Source organism: Lysinibacillus macroides, assembly GCF_001281525.1.
Lineage (GTDB): Bacteria > Bacillota > Bacilli > Bacillales_A > Planococcaceae > Lysinibacillus > Lysinibacillus macroides.
Genome location: NZ_LGCI01000010.1, coordinates 228,632 through 246,194, shown reverse-complemented (window position 1 = coordinate 246,194; position 17,563 = coordinate 228,632). Strand labels below are relative to the sequence as shown.

The window sequence follows — 17,563 nt, the reverse complement described above, 5'->3', positions numbered from 1 at the left end:
ATGTGAAGTTACATCCTGATATTTTAAGTGTTTACATTGGTGCGAATGATGGAGCTTTTACGCAGGAGCCGCAAATAAATAGCGCAGACTATAATCCATTGGAAAGGGATTGGTTTAAAGAGGCAACCGCTTTAAAGGGAGAGACGTTAATTACAAAACCTTATAAAGATGCAGGAACGGGAGATATGGTTGTGACCGTGGCTAAGCAGCTAAACGATTACTCTGGTGTTGTAGCTGTGGATATTCAGTTAACAGGTTTACAGGAAGTTGCCGATTCCATTCGAATTGGTCGAAATGGTTATCCAGCTATTTTCGGTGAAGATCATGTAGTTATTGCACACCCTACATTAACAGCAGGTGAAGCCCTGAAAGAAAGCTTTATTGAGAAAATATACGATAGCACATCTGGTATATACGACTATACCTATAGTGGTGATAACCGTACACTCTCCTTTATTACCAATGAATTAACAGGTTGGAAAATCACAGGGACCATTTTTGCTGATGAAATTGATAAGGCTGCCTCAACAATTTTATTCCATACGATGCTTGTCCTAGTAGCTGCTATTATTGTAAGTACCATCATATTTTATTTTGTGATGAAGGCTATTCTTAGACCTATTAAAGCATTAAAAGATAGTGCTCTCACGATTAGTCAGGGCGACCTGACAGAAAGTGTCATCGTTGCCTCGACAGATGAGATTGGACAATTGGGACAAGCCTTTAATGATATGCAGCAAAGTCTACGAACACTTATCCAAAAGGTTGAGCAAAATGCAGAAGAGGTAGCATCATCTGCAGAGCAGTTGACAGCTAATGCCAATCAAACAACATCTGCAACAGAAAAAGTAGCCATCGCGATTCAGGATGTTGCGACAAGTGCTGATTTACAAACCGTCAATGCGAATAAAAATGCAGCGTCGCTCGAGGAACTGTCAACGGCTATTTTGCATGTAGCGGAAATTTCCTCTGCTGTAACAGATCTAACACAGGATGCTACATTACAAGCAGATGAGGGTGGACAAGCTGTTCAAAATACAAAGGATCAAATGCTTTCCATTCATGGATCGGTCTCAGACTCTAATGCAAAAATTCAAACATTGCAAGAGCGTTCTCAGCAAATTACGTCTATTTTAGATGTTATTACAAGCATTTCCAATCAAACAAACTTACTGGCCCTGAATGCAGCGATTGAGGCAGCAAGGGCAGGTGAGCATGGCAAGGGCTTTGCTGTGGTAGCAGACGAAGTACGTAAGCTAGCAGAACAATCACAGGATTCGGCAAAACAAATTTTTGAATTGATTCAAGGAATTCAACATGAAATAGAGCAATCGGTGCATATTATGGCCAAGGTGACAGAGGATGTACAAATGGGCTTACATATTTCGGATGAGGCTATTGCAAAATTCCAAGTAATTAGAGCAAGTATGAATGAAATTATGCCGAAAATGGAGGAAACGACCTCTGCCTCTGAGCAAATGTCTGTAAGTGTGCAAGAAGTAGCAGCTGTTACGGAGGATTTGGCATTAACCGCTAAAGGAAATGCCAGCGTTTCTGAAGATGTAGCGGCATCGACTGAGGAGCAATTAGCATCAATGGAAGAAATCAATGCCTCCGCTCAAGCGTTGGCATACATGGCTGACGAACTAAAACAGCTTATTAGTCAATTTAAATACTAATATATAAAACGCTACTCTCTCTGTGGAGTAGCGTTTTTGGAATTTATACGTATACTATTGGAAATAAAGAGGATCAGTCACTCCGTTTAGAGAAAGCCGCTCAATAGCGAGAGAAAAGTGATCAATCAAATGAGAGAGCCGCTCAATAATGGGAGAAGATCGCTCAATAATTAGGATAAAGCCGTAAAGGAGGGCAATGATTGATTCGTCCAAGACCATTAAAAAAAGGAGATACGGTGGGGCTTATTAGTGTTTCAGGTGCTGTACCACCCGAAAAGGTACAGCCTGCTATTGCTAGTATTGAAAGGCTAGGGTTAAAGGTGGTTGCTGGAGAGACATGTTATGCACATCAGGGCTATTTTGCTGGCACAGCGACATTGCGAGCAGCGGATGTCCATCGGATGTTTCGGGACCCTACAATTAATGGAATTTTTTGTATGCGAGGAGGGTATGGGGCTACAAAAATTTTACCACAGCTTGATTTTGATATGATCAGGGCACATCCTAAAGTATTTGCAGGCTATAGTGATGTAACAGCTTTGCATATAGCTTTTAATCAGCTTTGTGGCTTTATTACCTACCATACACCGATGCCATCCACAGAATTTATTAAGCAGGAGATGGATGCATATACATGGCAATCCTTTAAACAACACATGATGACAGAAGAAGCTATTCATTTGGAAAATCCCGTATCACAGCCAATGACGACACTTGTAGCTGGCTGTGCTACAGGTCAGCTTGTTGGAGGCAATTTAACATTAGTTGCTGCATCGCTTGGCACACCCTATGATATTGATACAAAAGGAAAAATTTTATTTTTAGAAGATATTGATGAGAATAGCCAGCGTATTGATCGTATGTTTACTCAATTGAAGCTAGCAGGAAAGTTTGATGAGGCAGCAGGTATTTTACTAGGTGCTTGGACAAATTGTGGGGAACATTCTGTCTTACAAACTATTTTCCGGGAAATGTTAGTTTCTTTAAACAAGCCGATTATTGCCGATATAGCCTGTGGACATTGTTTGCCCACGATGTCATTGCCTTTAGGGGCAACGATTGTGATGGATGCAGACCATCGACGTATAATAGCTTTTAATGATAAAGAGACTGGGACATAACTAATTTGTCCATTATGAAAATCGGTTTTGCATTGGTCAATTTCCTATTGTCCCAGTCACTTTGTGCTAATAATGATAAATATTGAGCTGTTGCCCTGCTTCGAGACGATCTGAACGCAATTGATTCCATTGTTTAATAGATGTAACTTTTACATTATAAACCTCTGCAATCTGCATTAAGGAGTCACCATCAGCGACAGTAATTGTTTTCTTATCTTTAAGAGGGCTATCATATTGCTGAAGGTCATACTTGGTGATAAGAGTATTTAATTTTTCATTGTATGATGAATCAGTGGCATAGGAGCCTGTTAAAAATTTCGTTGCCTCTGTGTAGGATGCTGTATTGCTTTTAAAGACGCCTGCATAAAAATCCCTATTCCAGGAAACCCCATTTCGCATTAGCTTTACATAATCTTGCATGGAGGCTTCGTAGGAAGGGTATTTCCGAAACTCAGCCATCACGGTTGAAAGCTTGCCAGAACCATCATCCTCAACGGTTTCAAGAGTGACAGAGCTATTTTGATAGTTGCCTTTCATGCCAAAAAGATTATAGTTAGGAGCGGAGCCAAGACCACTTTGTCCATGCTGGCTTTCCAAAATAGCTTGGGCAATCATCACGGACGCATATAGATCATTTTGAGCACCAAGATCCCGTGCAGTTTCAGCAATTGTGCCAATAAACTCTTCCACACTTGGACGATCATCAATTACAATAGGCTCTTCCATCTCAGATGGATTGAATAGCTGTGTGACCATAAAAAATGATAGACATATCACAACAACTGTAACGATTAGTCCTTTAAAAAATTTGAGCATGTATTTCATTGCTTGATGTTGAGCGTGACAACATCTCCCTCCCTTCTATCAAAATTTAACTATCTCTCATTATTACAGAGAGTGAAAGAGAAATAAAGAGATGTGTTATAAAATTGCTATAGTTATTAATAAAACGCTATAGGGATGGATTGGTTCCTTTGCTAATGACAGAGCATGTGTACATATTTTGTATTGACGTGCTCTCAAATAGTTGATAGAATTCCGTATGTAAAAACTTTCATAACAGAGGTTCATAGCTTATACCCTCTATAAAAAACTATGCATAGGATCATTTTTCCTCTTACATATGATATAGAAAATAGCTGAGCCTCTTTTAAAAGTTTTGTCGTACACAACTTTGAAGGGGGCTTTTTGATGTCTAGTCGTACGGAACAAGAAGGTTTAGGAGATTTAACATTGTTAGGCAATCAGCAGACGAAATATCCGGTGCAATATGCACCAGAAGTGTTAGAGGCTGTGGAGAGCTTACATACAGAGCGTGATTATTTTGTGAAATTTAATTGTCCGGAATTTACAAGCTTATGTCCAATTACACAGCAGCCTGATTTTGCGACAATGTATATTTCGTATATTCCAGATAAAAAGCTGGTGGAAAGCAAGTCGTTAAAACTTTATTTATTTAGCTTCCGCAATCATGGCGATTTTCATGAGGATTGCGTGAATATTATTATGAACGATTTAATTAAGTTATTAGACCCTCGCTATATCGAGGTGTGGGGCAAATTTACGCCGCGTGGAGGTATTTCAATTGACCCATGGTGCAACTATGGGCGTTCTGAGACAAAATATGAAAAAATCGCGGACTATCGCTTAATGAATCACGATTTATATCCAGAGAAAATTGATAATCGTTAAGACAAAGAGGTTTTTAGCAACCCTCTGAAAAAAACTAAGAAAAGAGGCTTTATAATGAAAAAGCAAAAAGCCATTGTCGTATTTAGCGGCGGGCAGGATAGCACAACTTGTTTATTTTGGGCATTGCAGCAATTTGGTGAAGTGGAGGCCGTGACATTTGATTATGGACAAAAGCATCGTTTAGAAATTGACTGTGCCAAAAATATCACACAACAGCTCGGTGTCAAGCACCATATTTTAGATATTTCGTTATTGAATCAGCTTGCGGCTAGCGCATTAACACGTGAGGATATTGATATTGAGGAAGGACAAGATGGTGGGCTACCGTCAACCTTTGTACCGGGGCGTAATTTGCTATTTTTCTCCTTCGCAGGTGTACTGGCAAGCCAAGTTGGGGCAAAGCATATTGTGACGGGTGTTTGTGAAACCGATTTTAGCGGCTATCCTGATTGCCGAGATCAGTTTGTAAAATCATTCAATGTAACGCTTAATTTAGCGATGGATGAGCCATTTGTTTTGCATACGCCATTAATGTGGCTTGACAAAGCACAGGCATGGGCATTAGCGGATGAGCTTGATGCATTCGACTTTGTGCGAGAGCAAACGCTCACTTGCTATAACGGTATTATGGCAGATGGCTGTGGAGAATGTCCTGCATGTAAGCTGCGGCAAAACGGGCTGCAAAGCTATTTAGCGACGAAGGCAGGGCAAGAAGCATGAGAATTTTTTGTTATTTAGCTTCGATTGTTATTGCAAATGTTGTGACAGCACGTTTTGCACCGTTGGAAATGGGCATGTTTATCGTGCCAATAGGGACATTTTTTGTTGGGGCAACATTTATATTCCGCGACCTTGTACAAAATAAATATGGACATAAAAAAACGTATTTCTTTATTTTCATTGCATTATTTTTCTCCGCTGCTGTATCGTTTTCCTTAGGAGATACATTGATGATTGTGGCAGCATCAGCGCTGTCGTTTATTATTTCTGAAACAGCAGATACTGAAATTTATACACGTTTAAAGCTACCGATGGCTTGGCGAGTGCTTTACAGCGGCATTGTGGGAGGACTGCTTGATTCAACGGTTTTCGTTATTGTTGGGCTAAGTCCACTCGGGGCGGGCTTCCTTCCATGGGCAGCTGTACCTGCAGCAATTGTTGGGCAAGTCATTGTCAAAACAGCGCTGCAACTAGTCGGTGTATGGGTCATTATCCAAGGACAGGCATTGCGTGAGAAACGATTGGCTTAAAAGAAGGATGTGTTCAGAGAAATTCTGGCACATCCTTTTTCTATTTATAAGAGCCAAGTCGGGCACAGGCATGGATCCATAAAAAATGGTATTATGTACCTTTAAAGCGATGAACTGTTGAAAGGAAGTTTGTATTGAATACAATTTTTAGTGTTACACAAAAACAATTATATGATTTTTTATTAAATGTAGCGCCTGTACGACCTGTTTTTATATGGGGAGCACCGGGTATTGGTAAATCAGCAATCGTTGAAAATTTTGCGAGTGAATTAGGCTTGCCCTGTGTTTCTTTATTAGGCAGTCAGCTAGCACCTGAGGATATTATTGGCGTTCCGCAAATTAAGGATGGCTATAGTGTTTTCTGTCCACCGAAAATGATTGCTCGGAATGAGCCTTATTGTCTTTTTTTAGATGAATTAAATGCTTGCTCACAGGAGGTACAAAAAGCATTTTATAGCTTAATTCATGAGCAAAGAATCGGTGAGTTTATTTTACCAGAGGGAACGATTGTCATTGGAGCGGGCAATCGAGCGCAGGATAGTGCCATTGTCAAGCCAATGTCCTCTGCATTAATCAATCGCATGGTGCATGTGCAGCTAAGAGCTTCCCATCGAGATTGGCTAGAATGGGCTTATGCGCATGAAATTCATCCATATGTGATTGAATATATTCAAATGCGTCCAGATCATTTATGGAGTGAGCCGCCAAAAACCGAGGAGCCCTTCTCCACACCACGCTCGTGGCATATGCTAAGCGATTGCCTCTATGCCTATGGAAAGAGCTTAGGAGAAACAGATATTGATATTTTAGCGAGTAGCTGTTTATCGCCACATACAGCAAGCCAATTTAAAGCCTTTCTAAAACAAATACAAAGCAAATACGATTTAGCGAAAATTATCAATGGTGAGCTGCGCTGGCCAGATCAGCCTGATGAAAGAGATTTATTGTATTTTATGGCACAATCCTTGCGAGCCCAGCTTATAAAGGAGCTGCCAACTGAACATACAACATTAAAGGCGAATCAACGACAGCTTGCCTTTCGTGCTAAGGATTTAATCAAGGACCTATCCGCTATTAGCTTAGAAATTGCACAAATGGTTGTAGCAGAGCACAAGGGCGAGGCACTGCCTGCATGGTTTATGCTAGAGGTGATTAGAGATTTACCACGTTTGGTCGCTAAAAAGGATGGGTAATACATGGCGAAAAAAAAGAAAACCGCACAGCAGGAACATAAAAATAGTAAAAATATTGCGCTTGGACATGCCATTGTAGCTGAGCATCCGCTATTTGCGGCGCTTTGTCATGCCATTTATCTGCAATATGAAAGTATGCCGCCAAAAGATTGGGCTTACGTGACAAGCACAGGCATGATTAGCGTCAATCAAGATCAAAAAGGACAGCCAAATGAATGGGCCTATGTGATTGCCCATTGTTTATTGCATCTTGGCTTATCCCATCATCAGCCGAAAGAGCAGCCTGAATTATGGAATATTGCCTGTGATTGCTACATTACAAAATTTTTAGCAGAGCTAAAATTTGGGCAAGCGCCGAAGGAGATGAATGAGCCGCTTTTTGAATCCTTTAGCTCTGAGAAGAAATTATATGAAAAATTGCTGCGCGAAGGTGTACCAGAGCATTTAAAGGGCTATAGTACAATACCGGGGCAAGCCGACTTTATTACTACAGTACAGGGCAATGATTATTTTTATCGCGGTTATCGTAGTAATTATCCGCTCCTATTTGCTGAAGGCTTATCAAAGGCTGTACAAAGTGCGATTCGTGTAGCAGGAGGTGTAGAGAGCGCACTAGCAGGCTCGACGATTATTACGCAGGCAGAGCGTGCAAGAGCTTGGTTTATGAGCTCCTATCCATTGTTTGGCGCACTAGCAGCAGATTTTACGATTATTGAAGACCCGCTTATTTGTACACGAATGGATATTTCGGCTGCAGCGATTGCGATTGATACAAAGGAAATTTATATGAATGCTTCTGTACCAATGACGGATGAGGAAATGAGGTTTCTGATTGCCCATGAATTGCTGCATGCTGGGCTTAGTCATGCTACACGCAGACAAGGGCGTGATGCGTATTTATGGAATGTTGCCTGTGACTATGTCATTAATGGCTGGCTTATGGATATGAAAATCGGGGAGATGCCAGCGATTGGTGGACTCTATGACCCTGCGCTAAAGGGCTTATCAGCAGAATCCATTTATGATCGAATTGTCACTGATATAAGAATGTATCGTAAGCTGCGAACGTTTCGAGGGCAGGGTGCTGTGGATATAATAGAAACAAAGCCACCTGATTTTTGGGAAGGGCAAAGAGGAATGGATTTGGATGCATTTTATAGACGAGCGCTAAGTCAGGGATTGAGCTATCATATGGCGCAGGATAGAGGCTACTTGCCACAGGGGCTTGTGGAGGAAATTCGCAGTCTTTCACAGCCACCAATTGCCTGGGATGTGGAATTAGCGCGCTGGTTTGATCGTATGTTTCAGCCGATCGACAAAATGAGAACGTATGCACGACCAAGTAGAAGACAGGCATCAACGCCTGATATTGCACGACCAAGGTGGATATATCAAAGTGGCGAGGCAGATGGACGTACATTTGCGGTGATTATTGATACATCTGGCTCAATGGATCGTTTACTGTTAGGTAAGGCACTTGGTACGATTGCCAGCTATAGTATAGCAAGAGATGTACCCCTTGTACGTGTTATTTTTTGTGATGCTGTTGCCTATGATGCGGGCTATATAGCGCCTGAGGAATTGCTGACAAAGGTCAAGGTAAGGGGAAGGGGCGGCACGGTATTACAGCCTGGTATCCAGCTAATTGAAGCGGCACAGGATTTCCCAAAGGACGGTCCTATTCTTATTATTACAGATGGGCAATGTGATCGCCTGACCATTAAACGGGCACATGCCTTTGTGCTACCACAAGGAGCTAAACTACCATTTGTACCAAAGGGCGAGGTCTTTAGAATGAAATAATGGCAGCGCATAGTGAGGAAGGAGCGCATCAATGATTAAATTTGACAATGTTTCTAAAAGCTATAGTCGTGATCATACGGCTGTTAAAGCATTGAACGTAGAAATTAACAAGGGCGAATTTTTTGTGATTATCGGTCCAAGCGGCTGTGGTAAAACGACTTTATTAAAGATGATTAACCGATTAATCCCTGTCACAGAGGGAACAATTTGGCTTCAGCAGCAAAAAATTAGCGATTACAATATTCATGAATTGCGCTGGCGCATTGGCTATGTTTTACAGCAAATCGCTCTTTTTCCGCATATGACGATTGCAGAAAATATTGCCATTGTGCCTGAATTAAAAAAATGGTCGAAGGCGGCAATTGACAAACGGGTGGATGAATTACTCGCAATGGTTGGGCTAGAGCCAGCTAGCTACCGCCAGCGCAAGCCAAAGGAGCTTTCTGGCGGTGAGCAGCAACGGGTTGGGGTTGTACGTGCTTTAGCGGCTGACCCTGATATTATTTTAATGGATGAGCCTTTTAGTGCATTGGACCCGATTAGCCGTACAAAGCTACAGGATGATTTGCTGGAAATGCAGCGTACCATTCAAAAAACGATTGTCTTTGTGTCCCATGATATGCAGGAGGCGCTAAAATTAGGGGATCGGCTATGTCTGATGAAGGATGGTGAAATTGTGCAAGTTGGCACACCTCACGATATTCTCCAAAATCCTGCCAATGACTTTGTGCGGCAATTTATAGGAATTAAGGAGGATATAGCAAATCTATTTGATATCCAAACAGTGATGCAGCCAATCGTTACCTCACAGCCATTAGATGCTACAGTTTTGGCGGATGCTTCATTGGTAACCATTCTTGAACAGCTTGCACAGCATGATGGTTTAGCTGTGGAAAAGGATGGGGAACGCATTGGTAGCATTACACGAGCATCTATGCTGCAATATTTAGCTTATGGAGAAAGAGGTGCTGCTGATGACTAATTTACTAGAAGTGTTTGATGAGCGGAAAGGTCAGCTATTGGCAGCATTGCTTGAGCATACCCAAATCTCCTTTATTGCGCTATTTTTTGCTGTGCTGATTGCTATTCCTCTAGGCATTTATTTAACCAATAAAAGGAAGATTGCTGAAAGTATTATTGGTGTTAGTGCCGTCTTGCAAACGATTCCTTCACTCGCCTTGCTTGGTTTGTTGATTCCACTATTTGGCATTGGCAAAGTGCCTGCGATTATTGCGTTAGTTGCCTATGCGCTATTGCCTATTTTACGGAATACATACACAGGTATTCAGGAAGTAGACCCATCGTTGAAGGAAGCGGCATTGGCAATGGGGATGAATATGCCTAAGCGTTTAGTAAAGGTTGAATTGCCGCTTGCGATGCCTGTTATTATGGCAGGTATTCGAACAGCAATGGTATTAATTGTTGGGACAGCTACATTAGCCGCATTAATTGGTGCTGGTGGCTTAGGTGATATTATTTTGCTTGGCATTGATCGCAATAATACAGCACTTATTCTATTAGGCGCTATACCAGCCGCTGTTTTAGCACTTATTTTTGATGTATTGCTAAAAAAATTAGAGGCACTATCATTTAAAAAAACAGTGACGACATTAAGCCTTATTAGTGTCGCCGCTCTTGCCATAATGTTTTTCCCGCTTCTACAAGGGAAAAATCATGACCAGCTTGTTATCGCAGGTAAGCTTGGTGCTGAGCCTGAAATTTTAATTAATATGTATCAATTATTAATTGAGCAGGATACAGACTTAGAGGTGCAATTAAAGCCAGGGCTTGGAAAAACGTCATTTGTTTTTAATGCCTTAAAATCAGGAAGCATTGATCTTTATCCTGAGTTTACAGGAACAGCCATTGCAGAATTTTTAAAGGAGGAAGCGGTGAATAATCAGCAAGAAGATGTCTATCAGCAGGCAAAGGAAGGGATGCTAGAGCAATTTGATATGGTGATGCTAAGCCCTATGCATTATAACAACACATATGCATTAGCTGTATCAAAGGAAATAGCAGAAGCCTATCAGCTACAAACAATTTCAGACTTAAAGCCGCTTGCACAGACGATTCGAGCAGGCTTTACACTAGAATTTAATGATCGTGAGGATGGCTATGTTGGGATACAAGAGCGCTATGATATGACGCTTGCCAATGTTACAACAATGGAGCCAAAGCTGCGCTATCAAGCCATTGTAGCAGGGACTATTGATGTACTGGATGCCTATTCAACAGATAGTGAAATTCGCGAGTATGATTTACAGGTGTTGGAGGACGATCAGGCACTATTCCCGCCTTACCAAGGGGCGCCATTAATAAGAAAAGAAACATTGGCGAAATATCCTGAGATTGAAATAGCCTTAAACAAGCTTGCCAATCAAATTACTGATGATGAAATGCGTGTAATGAATTACCAAGTCAATGTGGAAGGAAAGCCTGCAGCAGACGTAGCTAAAGCTTATTTACAGGAGAACGGCTTGCTTCAATAACAGCTGTAAAGGCCAATCAGATTAAAAAAACGAACTATGACGAAACATGAAAAGTGAGGTTTCGCAAAATAGTTCGTTTTTATTTATATCAGTAAATATTTAATGTTTATCATTAATTAATTATTGTTAAAAATAAAAATGTATGTATAATAAAACTAGGGAAGGGGATGTTTTTAATGGAGCAAACAGTTCAAAGAAAAGAATTTCGATTATTGACAAAGGGGCTTCGTACCATTTTTACAATCATTATGGTGTTGATGATTTTTAGCTTAACAATGATTGCGATTCTGTTTGTAGGGGTGATGGTAGTGACAGAGCAAGAGGTGAATCATTTCTTAGCCAAGGGCAGTGTAACGGCTTCCATTCATTTTGAAGGAGTGGAAATGATGCTGGCAGACCAAGTGGCAAGGGATATTCACTATACAAAAAAAGATATCGTGACATTATTATTTACTGCTACAATATACATAGCTATTTTATTATTAATGGTAATCCAAGTTCGAAATGTATTAAGCAATTTATCAAAGGGAATTATTTTTTCACTCGCTACTAGTAAAAAAATAGAGCGCATTGCCTACGGAGTGATGGTGTTAAGCCTGACAGTGAATGCGTTCCGTACATATATCGTCTATCTAATGATGCAGCAATTTCAGCTTGAATCGCTATTTGTAAAGACGGATATAGTCAAGGACATTAGCTATCATTTTACAGGCATTAATTGGACACTATTATTATGTGGTTTGGTCATTTGGACAATTGCGCGTATTTTCCGATACGGTGCATTTTTACAGGATGAATATGATGCCACAGCTTAGGAAGTGAGAATATGACCATAATTATTCGCTTAGATCGCATGCTAGCGGATCGAAAAATGCAGCTAAGTGAGCTAGCAGAGAAGGTTGATGTGTCAATCGTCAATCTCTCTAATTTAAAAACAGGCAAGGTAAGAGCGGTGCGTTTTTCTACATTGAATGCAATTTGTAAAGCACTGGGTTGCCAACCAGGAGATATATTGGAGTATGTCGAGGATGAGGAATAGTCATTTGGGGGCTTAAGGCTATTTATTTTTAGTAGATCCAGTAAACTTTATATAACACCATACATAAATTTTCGGATTGTAAGATCCATCACTGGCGATAGCAATTGGTTAGAAGGCTTTATTTCTCGGCGCATTGTGATCTGGAATGATATATCTTCTTTCAGCCATAAGGAATGCGCTCGTGATTGAAATGGAATGTTGTTAAATCGAAGGGATCAATAGCCTATATGAATAGATAGATAAAATTGTAACGATGATAGATGGCCAGCATAAAAAACTGACAAAAAAATTTTTTTGAGACCGCTTACTTTTCAGCTATAGGTAGCTTTAGCGAATGAATTATGAAGCGAGTGTTATGATTCCAAACTTGAAACAGCTGGACATTAATGGTAGGGTAGTGTCTATATTCGAATTTTTCTATTAATTCGAATAAAAAAATAAAAGCCAAGGAGGATGTAACATTTTGATGAAAGCTATTATTTTTGATTTTGACGGAACTATTATTGATACGGAAACGGCATGGTATAATGTTTTTAGAGATGCCTATGCACGCTACGGTGTGGATTTATCGTTAGAAACCTATTCTAAATGCCTCGGTACAAGTCTCCAATCTTTTAATCCGTATACGTATTTATCCACTCATCACCATGTTAAATTGGATTTAGCAGCATTTCAAACATCTATTCAACAAAGCCATGCACAACTGATGGAAAAGGAAGCCATGAGACCAGGTATTCTAAAATTGCTACAGCAAGCAAAGGAAGCCGGTTTGCGTATTGGTCTTGCAAGTAGCTCAAATCGCCAGTGGGTGGATAAATTTGTTGATTCACTTGGAATTAGGGACTATTTTGAATGTTTCTGTACAGCTGATACTGTCAAGCAGGTAAAGCCTGATCCTGAGTTATATTTGCAAGCGCTGGAACAACTAGGTGTACATGCTAACGAAGCGATGGCTATCGAGGATTCGCCGAATGGAGCACGTGCAGCTGTTGTAGCAGGGCTTCATACAGTAGTGATTCCCAATACGATCACTAAACGATTATCATTTGATCAAGGACACTATACAATTGACTCATTTGAAAACTATGATTTACAGGATCTTGTCACGTGTTTTACCCAGCCAATTAACTAAACAAAAATGCTTCAGAAATCTTTAGGTTATCCATAATTCAATAGGGGGAATGAAAACCTTGAATGAGTATGTGTTAAATAACAAGATTAATGATACAAATAACGGCAACAACCAGCGAGCCACAAAACCTCAAGCTATCCATTTTGGGGCTGGCAATATTGGTAGAGGTTTTATTGGACTAATGCTAACAAAGTCAGACTATGATGTCACCTTTGTTACACGCAATCAAAAAAAAATTTCCCACTTACAACAACGAAATGAATACCCCGTTAATATAGCCAATCAACAAAAAGACAGAATTATCGTACGCAATGTCACTGCCATCTCTTCAAAAAATCAACTTGCTGTCGCGCAAAAGATTACTCAAGTAGATTTAATTACAACCGCGGTAGGCGTCTCCAATTTATCCGACATTGCAGCAAAGATTGCATTAGGTATTCGCTTAAGACTGCAAGCTAATAACCGTAAGCCTCTGCATATTATTGCTTGCGAAAATGCCACAAATAGTAGCGTGAAGCTAAAAAAACACATCTTTGAACATCTTCCTCCAATACTACATGACAAGGCCTTGACCTTGATCGCTTTTCCAAATACTGTTGTTGATCGAATTGTGCCTGTCCCTGATCATGATGACCCACTGGAAGTAACAGTGGAGCCTTACTACGAGTGGATCATTGACCGTTCTGCGATGCTTGAAGGTCTACCACCTATAAAGGGTGTACAATTGGTAGACTCCCTTGAGGCATTTATTGAAAGAAAATTATTTACGGTCAATACAGGTCATTGCTGTATTGCCTATTTCGGTTATTTGAATGGCTATTCAACCATTCAAGAAAGTATGACAGATCCACAATTAATAAGCAAGGTTCACAGAGTAATGTTGGAAATCGGGAAAATGCTCATTCAAAAACATGATTTTGATGAACAAGAGCATCGTCATTATATCCATAAAACCATAAAACGCTTTACCAATCCCTATTTTTCAGATGAAATTGTTCGAGTTGGCAGATCCCCAATTCGAAAATTAGCCAAAAATGATCGGTTAGTTCAACCTACACTTCAAACCTTTAACTTAGGTCTAGACGTTTCAAATCTGACCAATGTTATCGCAGCTGCTTTATTATTTGATCACGATGAGGATCCAGAAGCGGCTGAACTAACAAACGCTATTCGCAAGAGCACAATCCATCAAGTCATCACCAACTATTTAGGTATTCCACGAAGCCATCCGATCCATCAAAAAGTTGTCACAAAATATTTGGAATTGAAGCGCAAAAAAATGCAGCAACTGATTTCAACTTGATTAGAGTTATACATTCGGCATTACATTTAGTCATATAGTAAAAAGTAATATAGGGAAATGGAGATGAACACTGGTACTCCTTTCCCTATTTCTTTGTGAAAAAGTCGTCATATTTTTTATTACTACATATTATAACGAGAAGGGAATTTATATAGACTATGGGCTTATTCAAACGAGAAGGGGGGCTTGAAGGTTGAAGCGACATCATTTTTTATGTGAAGCGCTAGCTGATTTAAAAACATTGCAGGATATGATGATGAATTTTCATTCGAAATATTTCGATCAGCTACTTGTTAAAATTGTTGGGAGTGATACGATTCCATTTTTTTTAATTACACATAATGGTACGCATTTAAGGTTAATGGATACAGTGAAACAGTTTGAAACAGAGTTTTTCCGTATTGAGGCTGTGGATCAGGAGCACTGTCGTGGCATTGTTTCGCTATTACGAGCTTTTGATTATGAGGGAAAGGATACAAATAATATTGGGGATGTGATAAGGCTAGAAAAAACAGCTACTAAGAAGTCCATTGAACTAGGGAGCATTTCAGCGATTCAGCTCTTAAAGCCAGATATGCTAAAAGGGAAATTTATTATTGAGCCTAAATGGTAGTGAGAGATCAAAATGAAAGGAAGTTTAATAATGACGATAATTGGTATGCTACATCACCGACTTGATCCAACAACGGTTCTCAAGTCTTATGCCTACGCAGCAGTTGCCAAGGCAGAGGGGGCGCATTTTTTTTACTTTACCCCAAAAAGTGTGGATTTTGCCAAGCGCTCCATTCAGGCAAAGGTTTATGAAAATGGGCAATGGCAGGAAAAAACGATGCCCTTTCCAGATGTTATTTATAATGCAGGAAGCCCTGAAAAATTATCGGTATCAAAAGAGATTATTGATCGCTTAAAAGAGGAAATCCCCTTTACAACACATTCAATAGGGAATAAATGGAACGTGATGAAGCGTTTAAAGGAAGCAAAGGAATTTGACCAATATTTAATCCCATCTGAAATTGTTAAAAATATTGAATTATTCCATAAATTTATTCAATACTACAAAAAGGTTGTTTTTAAACCGATTGATGGACGGAAAGGGAAGGGCATTTATTTTATTACAAAGGTTGGTAAAACGCATTACGAGGTGAGGAAGGATCGTACGACTACATCCTATTCACAGCAGCAATTAGACGCTCTGTTAAAGGAGCAGCTTGCCACAGGTACATTTATTATGCAACCCTATATTCAATCGGTTACAAAATCAGGTCAGGTATATGATTTCCGTTTGCATGTCCAAAAAAATGGAGAAGGTAAATGGGTCGTAACGACTGTCTATCCACGTATTGCCCCAGCTGGCTCGATTATTCCGAATATTAATAATGGGGGTTATACGAATTATTTAGATCCTTTTTTAGAGCAGGAATTTCAGGAGGAAGCCTATAATATTCGCCGTATGCTTGAGCATTTCTCCTTAGCGCTGGCACACCATCTCGATGAAATTCAAATAGTAAAATTTGGCGAGGTGATTGATGAAATTGGTATAGATGTTGGTTTAGATCAGCACCAAAAAATTTGGATGTATGAGGTGAACTGGCGTCCAGGCTGCCCTCCTGCCTTTTATTTAGAATTAGATGTGGTCATCCATTCCATTCGTTATGCGATGTATCTTGCAAAAAATCAAAAACGCCTGAAAAAGGATATTGTCCAACAAAAAAATAAGCATGCTGAGACAAAGAAAAGCTTGCCAATTATTGCGATTACGGGAAGTGCAGGGAAAACAACGACAAAAGCATTTGTTGGCTCGATCTTATCGAAAAAGTGGAATGTTTTTGAATCGAAGGATTATTGGAATACGACAGAGCATACAAAAAAGCATAAGGAAGAAATTAATGATGCTCATCAGGCGGTTGTCTTAGAGTATGGCATGGCTTATCCAGGCATTATTACGAACCATTGTAGCATCATCCAGCCGAATATTAGTATTGTCACGAATATTGGCTTAGCACATGTCGGGAACTTTGATGGAGATGTAAGAGGTGTGGCGAAGGCAAAGTCGGAATTGATTCATGGTATGGATCAACAAGGCTTACTCATTGTCAATCAAGATGATGATAATTCAAGATACTTAGAGACAGAGCAATTCAAAGGGAAAATCATCACGGTGGGCATTCAAAAAGAAGCAGACTATCGTGCATATGATTTACAATATAAGGATATTGGTATGTCCTTTAAAATGAAGCTACAGGGGCAAGAAATTGATATGTATATTCCAATTTTAGGAGAGCATCATGTCTACAATGCCCTCAATGCCGTGGCAGTAGCGGATCTTTTAGGGTTTAGTCCATTTGATATCCAGGCGGGACTCAACTTTAAAAAGCCACCACGACGCTTAACAATTTATAATTGCCGTGATGGTATTACAGTCATTGATGATACCGTTCACTCTCATCCCCAAGGGGTTCGCGCTGCCATTGATGTACTGACGAATATTGCGAAGAAGCGAAAAGTAGCAATTATTGGGCAAATGCGAGAGCTTGGTGTTTTGAGGGAGGAAGAATATAAAAAGATTGGGGAGTATATTTACGAGGTAGGCATTGATGAATTTATTACCTATGGCTTTAGGACAGATGAAATGAGTAATGCCGCCATCGCCAAAGGAATGGACCCATCCAAGGTACGGCATTTTATTAATAAGGATGAATTACATGCCTATCTGGAAAAGCTTATAAAGCCTAATGATACAATTCTCGTAAAAGGTGCTAGTAAAACAAATATGTTTGAAACCGTGAAATTTTTAGATCAAACATTTAAGGAAGAATAATGAATCTTCTTTTTGCGTAGGTCTGTCTCGTTTCACAGGTA

At 39.9% G+C, this 17,563-nt stretch carries 16 protein-coding genes and 1 riboswitch; of the genes, 15 read left to right on the top strand and 1 reads right to left on the bottom strand.

Annotated features, from left to right (window positions below; genetic code table 11):
• The first annotated feature begins 2 nt into the window (after positions 1 to 2).
• A complete protein-coding gene (locus ADM90_RS16020) occupies positions 3 to 1,679 on the top strand; it encodes a methyl-accepting chemotaxis protein (RefSeq protein ID WP_235473632.1) in 1,677 nt (558 codons plus the stop codon).
• Positions 1,680 to 1,879: 200 nt separating this feature from the next.
• A complete protein-coding gene (locus ADM90_RS16015; protein WP_053995939.1) occupies positions 1,880 to 2,800 on the top strand; it encodes a S66 peptidase family protein in 921 nt (306 codons plus the stop codon).
• Between the two features lie 66 nt (positions 2,801 to 2,866).
• Here ADM90_RS16015 and ADM90_RS16010 read toward each other — a convergent pair whose 3' ends face one another.
• The gene (locus ADM90_RS16010) at positions 2,867 to 3,616 is read right to left on the bottom strand and encodes a glucosaminidase domain-containing protein (protein WP_235473629.1); all 750 of its coding nucleotides are present in this window, start codon (positions 3,614 to 3,616) and stop codon (positions 2,867 to 2,869) included.
• Positions 3,617 to 3,856: 240 nt separating this feature from the next.
• Positions 3,857 to 3,903, top strand: a riboswitch (PreQ1 riboswitch).
• Positions 3,904 to 3,991: 88 nt separating this feature from the next.
• Here ADM90_RS16010 and queF point away from each other — a divergent pair.
• The 13 genes from queF to ADM90_RS23940 all read left to right on the top strand — a co-directional run bounded on the left by queF (position 3,992) and on the right by ADM90_RS23940 (position 17,522).
• Entirely contained in the window at positions 3,992 to 4,492 is a 501-nt protein-coding gene (queF, locus tag ADM90_RS16005; RefSeq protein WP_053995937.1) for a preQ(1) synthase, read from the top strand.
• Between the two features lie 54 nt (positions 4,493 to 4,546).
• Positions 4,547 to 5,212, top strand: a complete 666-nt coding sequence (queC, locus tag ADM90_RS16000; RefSeq protein WP_053995936.1) for a 7-cyano-7-deazaguanine synthase QueC — start codon at positions 4,547 to 4,549, stop codon at positions 5,210 to 5,212.
• Complete coding sequence (locus ADM90_RS15995; protein WP_053995935.1) at positions 5,209 to 5,742, top strand: VUT family protein; 534 nt, start codon at positions 5,209 to 5,211, stop codon at positions 5,740 to 5,742. The genes queC and ADM90_RS15995 overlap by 4 nt, the downstream gene beginning before the upstream one ends.
• A 134-nt stretch (positions 5,743 to 5,876) precedes the next feature.
• Positions 5,877 to 6,935, top strand: coding sequence for an AAA family ATPase (locus tag ADM90_RS15990; RefSeq protein WP_053995934.1), 1,059 nt, complete (start codon positions 5,877 to 5,879; stop codon positions 6,933 to 6,935).
• A gap of 3 nt (positions 6,936 to 6,938) precedes the next feature.
• A complete protein-coding gene (locus ADM90_RS15985) occupies positions 6,939 to 8,738 on the top strand; it encodes a DUF2201 family putative metallopeptidase (RefSeq protein WP_053995933.1) in 1,800 nt (599 codons plus the stop codon).
• 31 nt (positions 8,739 to 8,769) lie between these two features.
• Complete coding sequence (locus ADM90_RS15980; RefSeq protein WP_053995932.1) at positions 8,770 to 9,720, top strand: ABC transporter ATP-binding protein; 951 nt, start codon at positions 8,770 to 8,772, stop codon at positions 9,718 to 9,720.
• Positions 9,713 to 11,230 (top strand): ABC transporter permease/substrate-binding protein, encoded by a 1,518-nt coding sequence (locus tag ADM90_RS15975; RefSeq protein WP_053995931.1) that lies wholly within the window; start codon positions 9,713 to 9,715, stop codon positions 11,228 to 11,230. The genes ADM90_RS15980 and ADM90_RS15975 overlap by 8 nt, the downstream gene beginning before the upstream one ends.
• 176 nt (positions 11,231 to 11,406) lie before the next feature.
• On the top strand, positions 11,407 to 12,045 hold the full coding sequence (locus ADM90_RS15970; RefSeq protein WP_053995930.1) for a DUF2975 domain-containing protein: 639 nt from the start codon (positions 11,407 to 11,409) through the stop codon (positions 12,043 to 12,045).
• Between the two features lie 11 nt (positions 12,046 to 12,056).
• Positions 12,057 to 12,269 carry a helix-turn-helix domain-containing protein gene (locus ADM90_RS15965; RefSeq protein WP_053995929.1) on the top strand — a complete coding sequence of 71 codons (213 nt, stop codon included), beginning with the start codon at positions 12,057 to 12,059 and terminating at the stop codon, positions 12,267 to 12,269.
• Between the two features lie 463 nt (positions 12,270 to 12,732).
• The gene (locus ADM90_RS15960) at positions 12,733 to 13,401 is read left to right on the top strand and encodes an HAD family hydrolase (RefSeq protein WP_053995928.1); all 669 of its coding nucleotides are present in this window, start codon (positions 12,733 to 12,735) and stop codon (positions 13,399 to 13,401) included.
• Between the two features lie 49 nt (positions 13,402 to 13,450).
• Positions 13,451 to 14,704 carry a mannitol-1-phosphate 5-dehydrogenase gene (locus tag ADM90_RS15955; RefSeq protein WP_083448585.1) on the top strand — a complete coding sequence of 418 codons (1,254 nt, stop codon included), beginning with the start codon at positions 13,451 to 13,453 and terminating at the stop codon, positions 14,702 to 14,704.
• Between the two features lie 193 nt (positions 14,705 to 14,897).
• Complete coding sequence (locus tag ADM90_RS15950) at positions 14,898 to 15,317, top strand: hypothetical protein (RefSeq protein WP_053995927.1); 420 nt, start codon at positions 14,898 to 14,900, stop codon at positions 15,315 to 15,317.
• Positions 15,318 to 15,347: 30 nt separating this feature from the next.
• Positions 15,348 to 17,522: a YheC/YheD family protein gene (locus tag ADM90_RS23940; RefSeq protein WP_162838610.1), complete on the top strand. Its 2,175-nt coding sequence runs from the start codon at positions 15,348 to 15,350 to the stop codon at positions 17,520 to 17,522.
• Positions 17,523 to 17,563 lie beyond the last annotated feature (41 nt).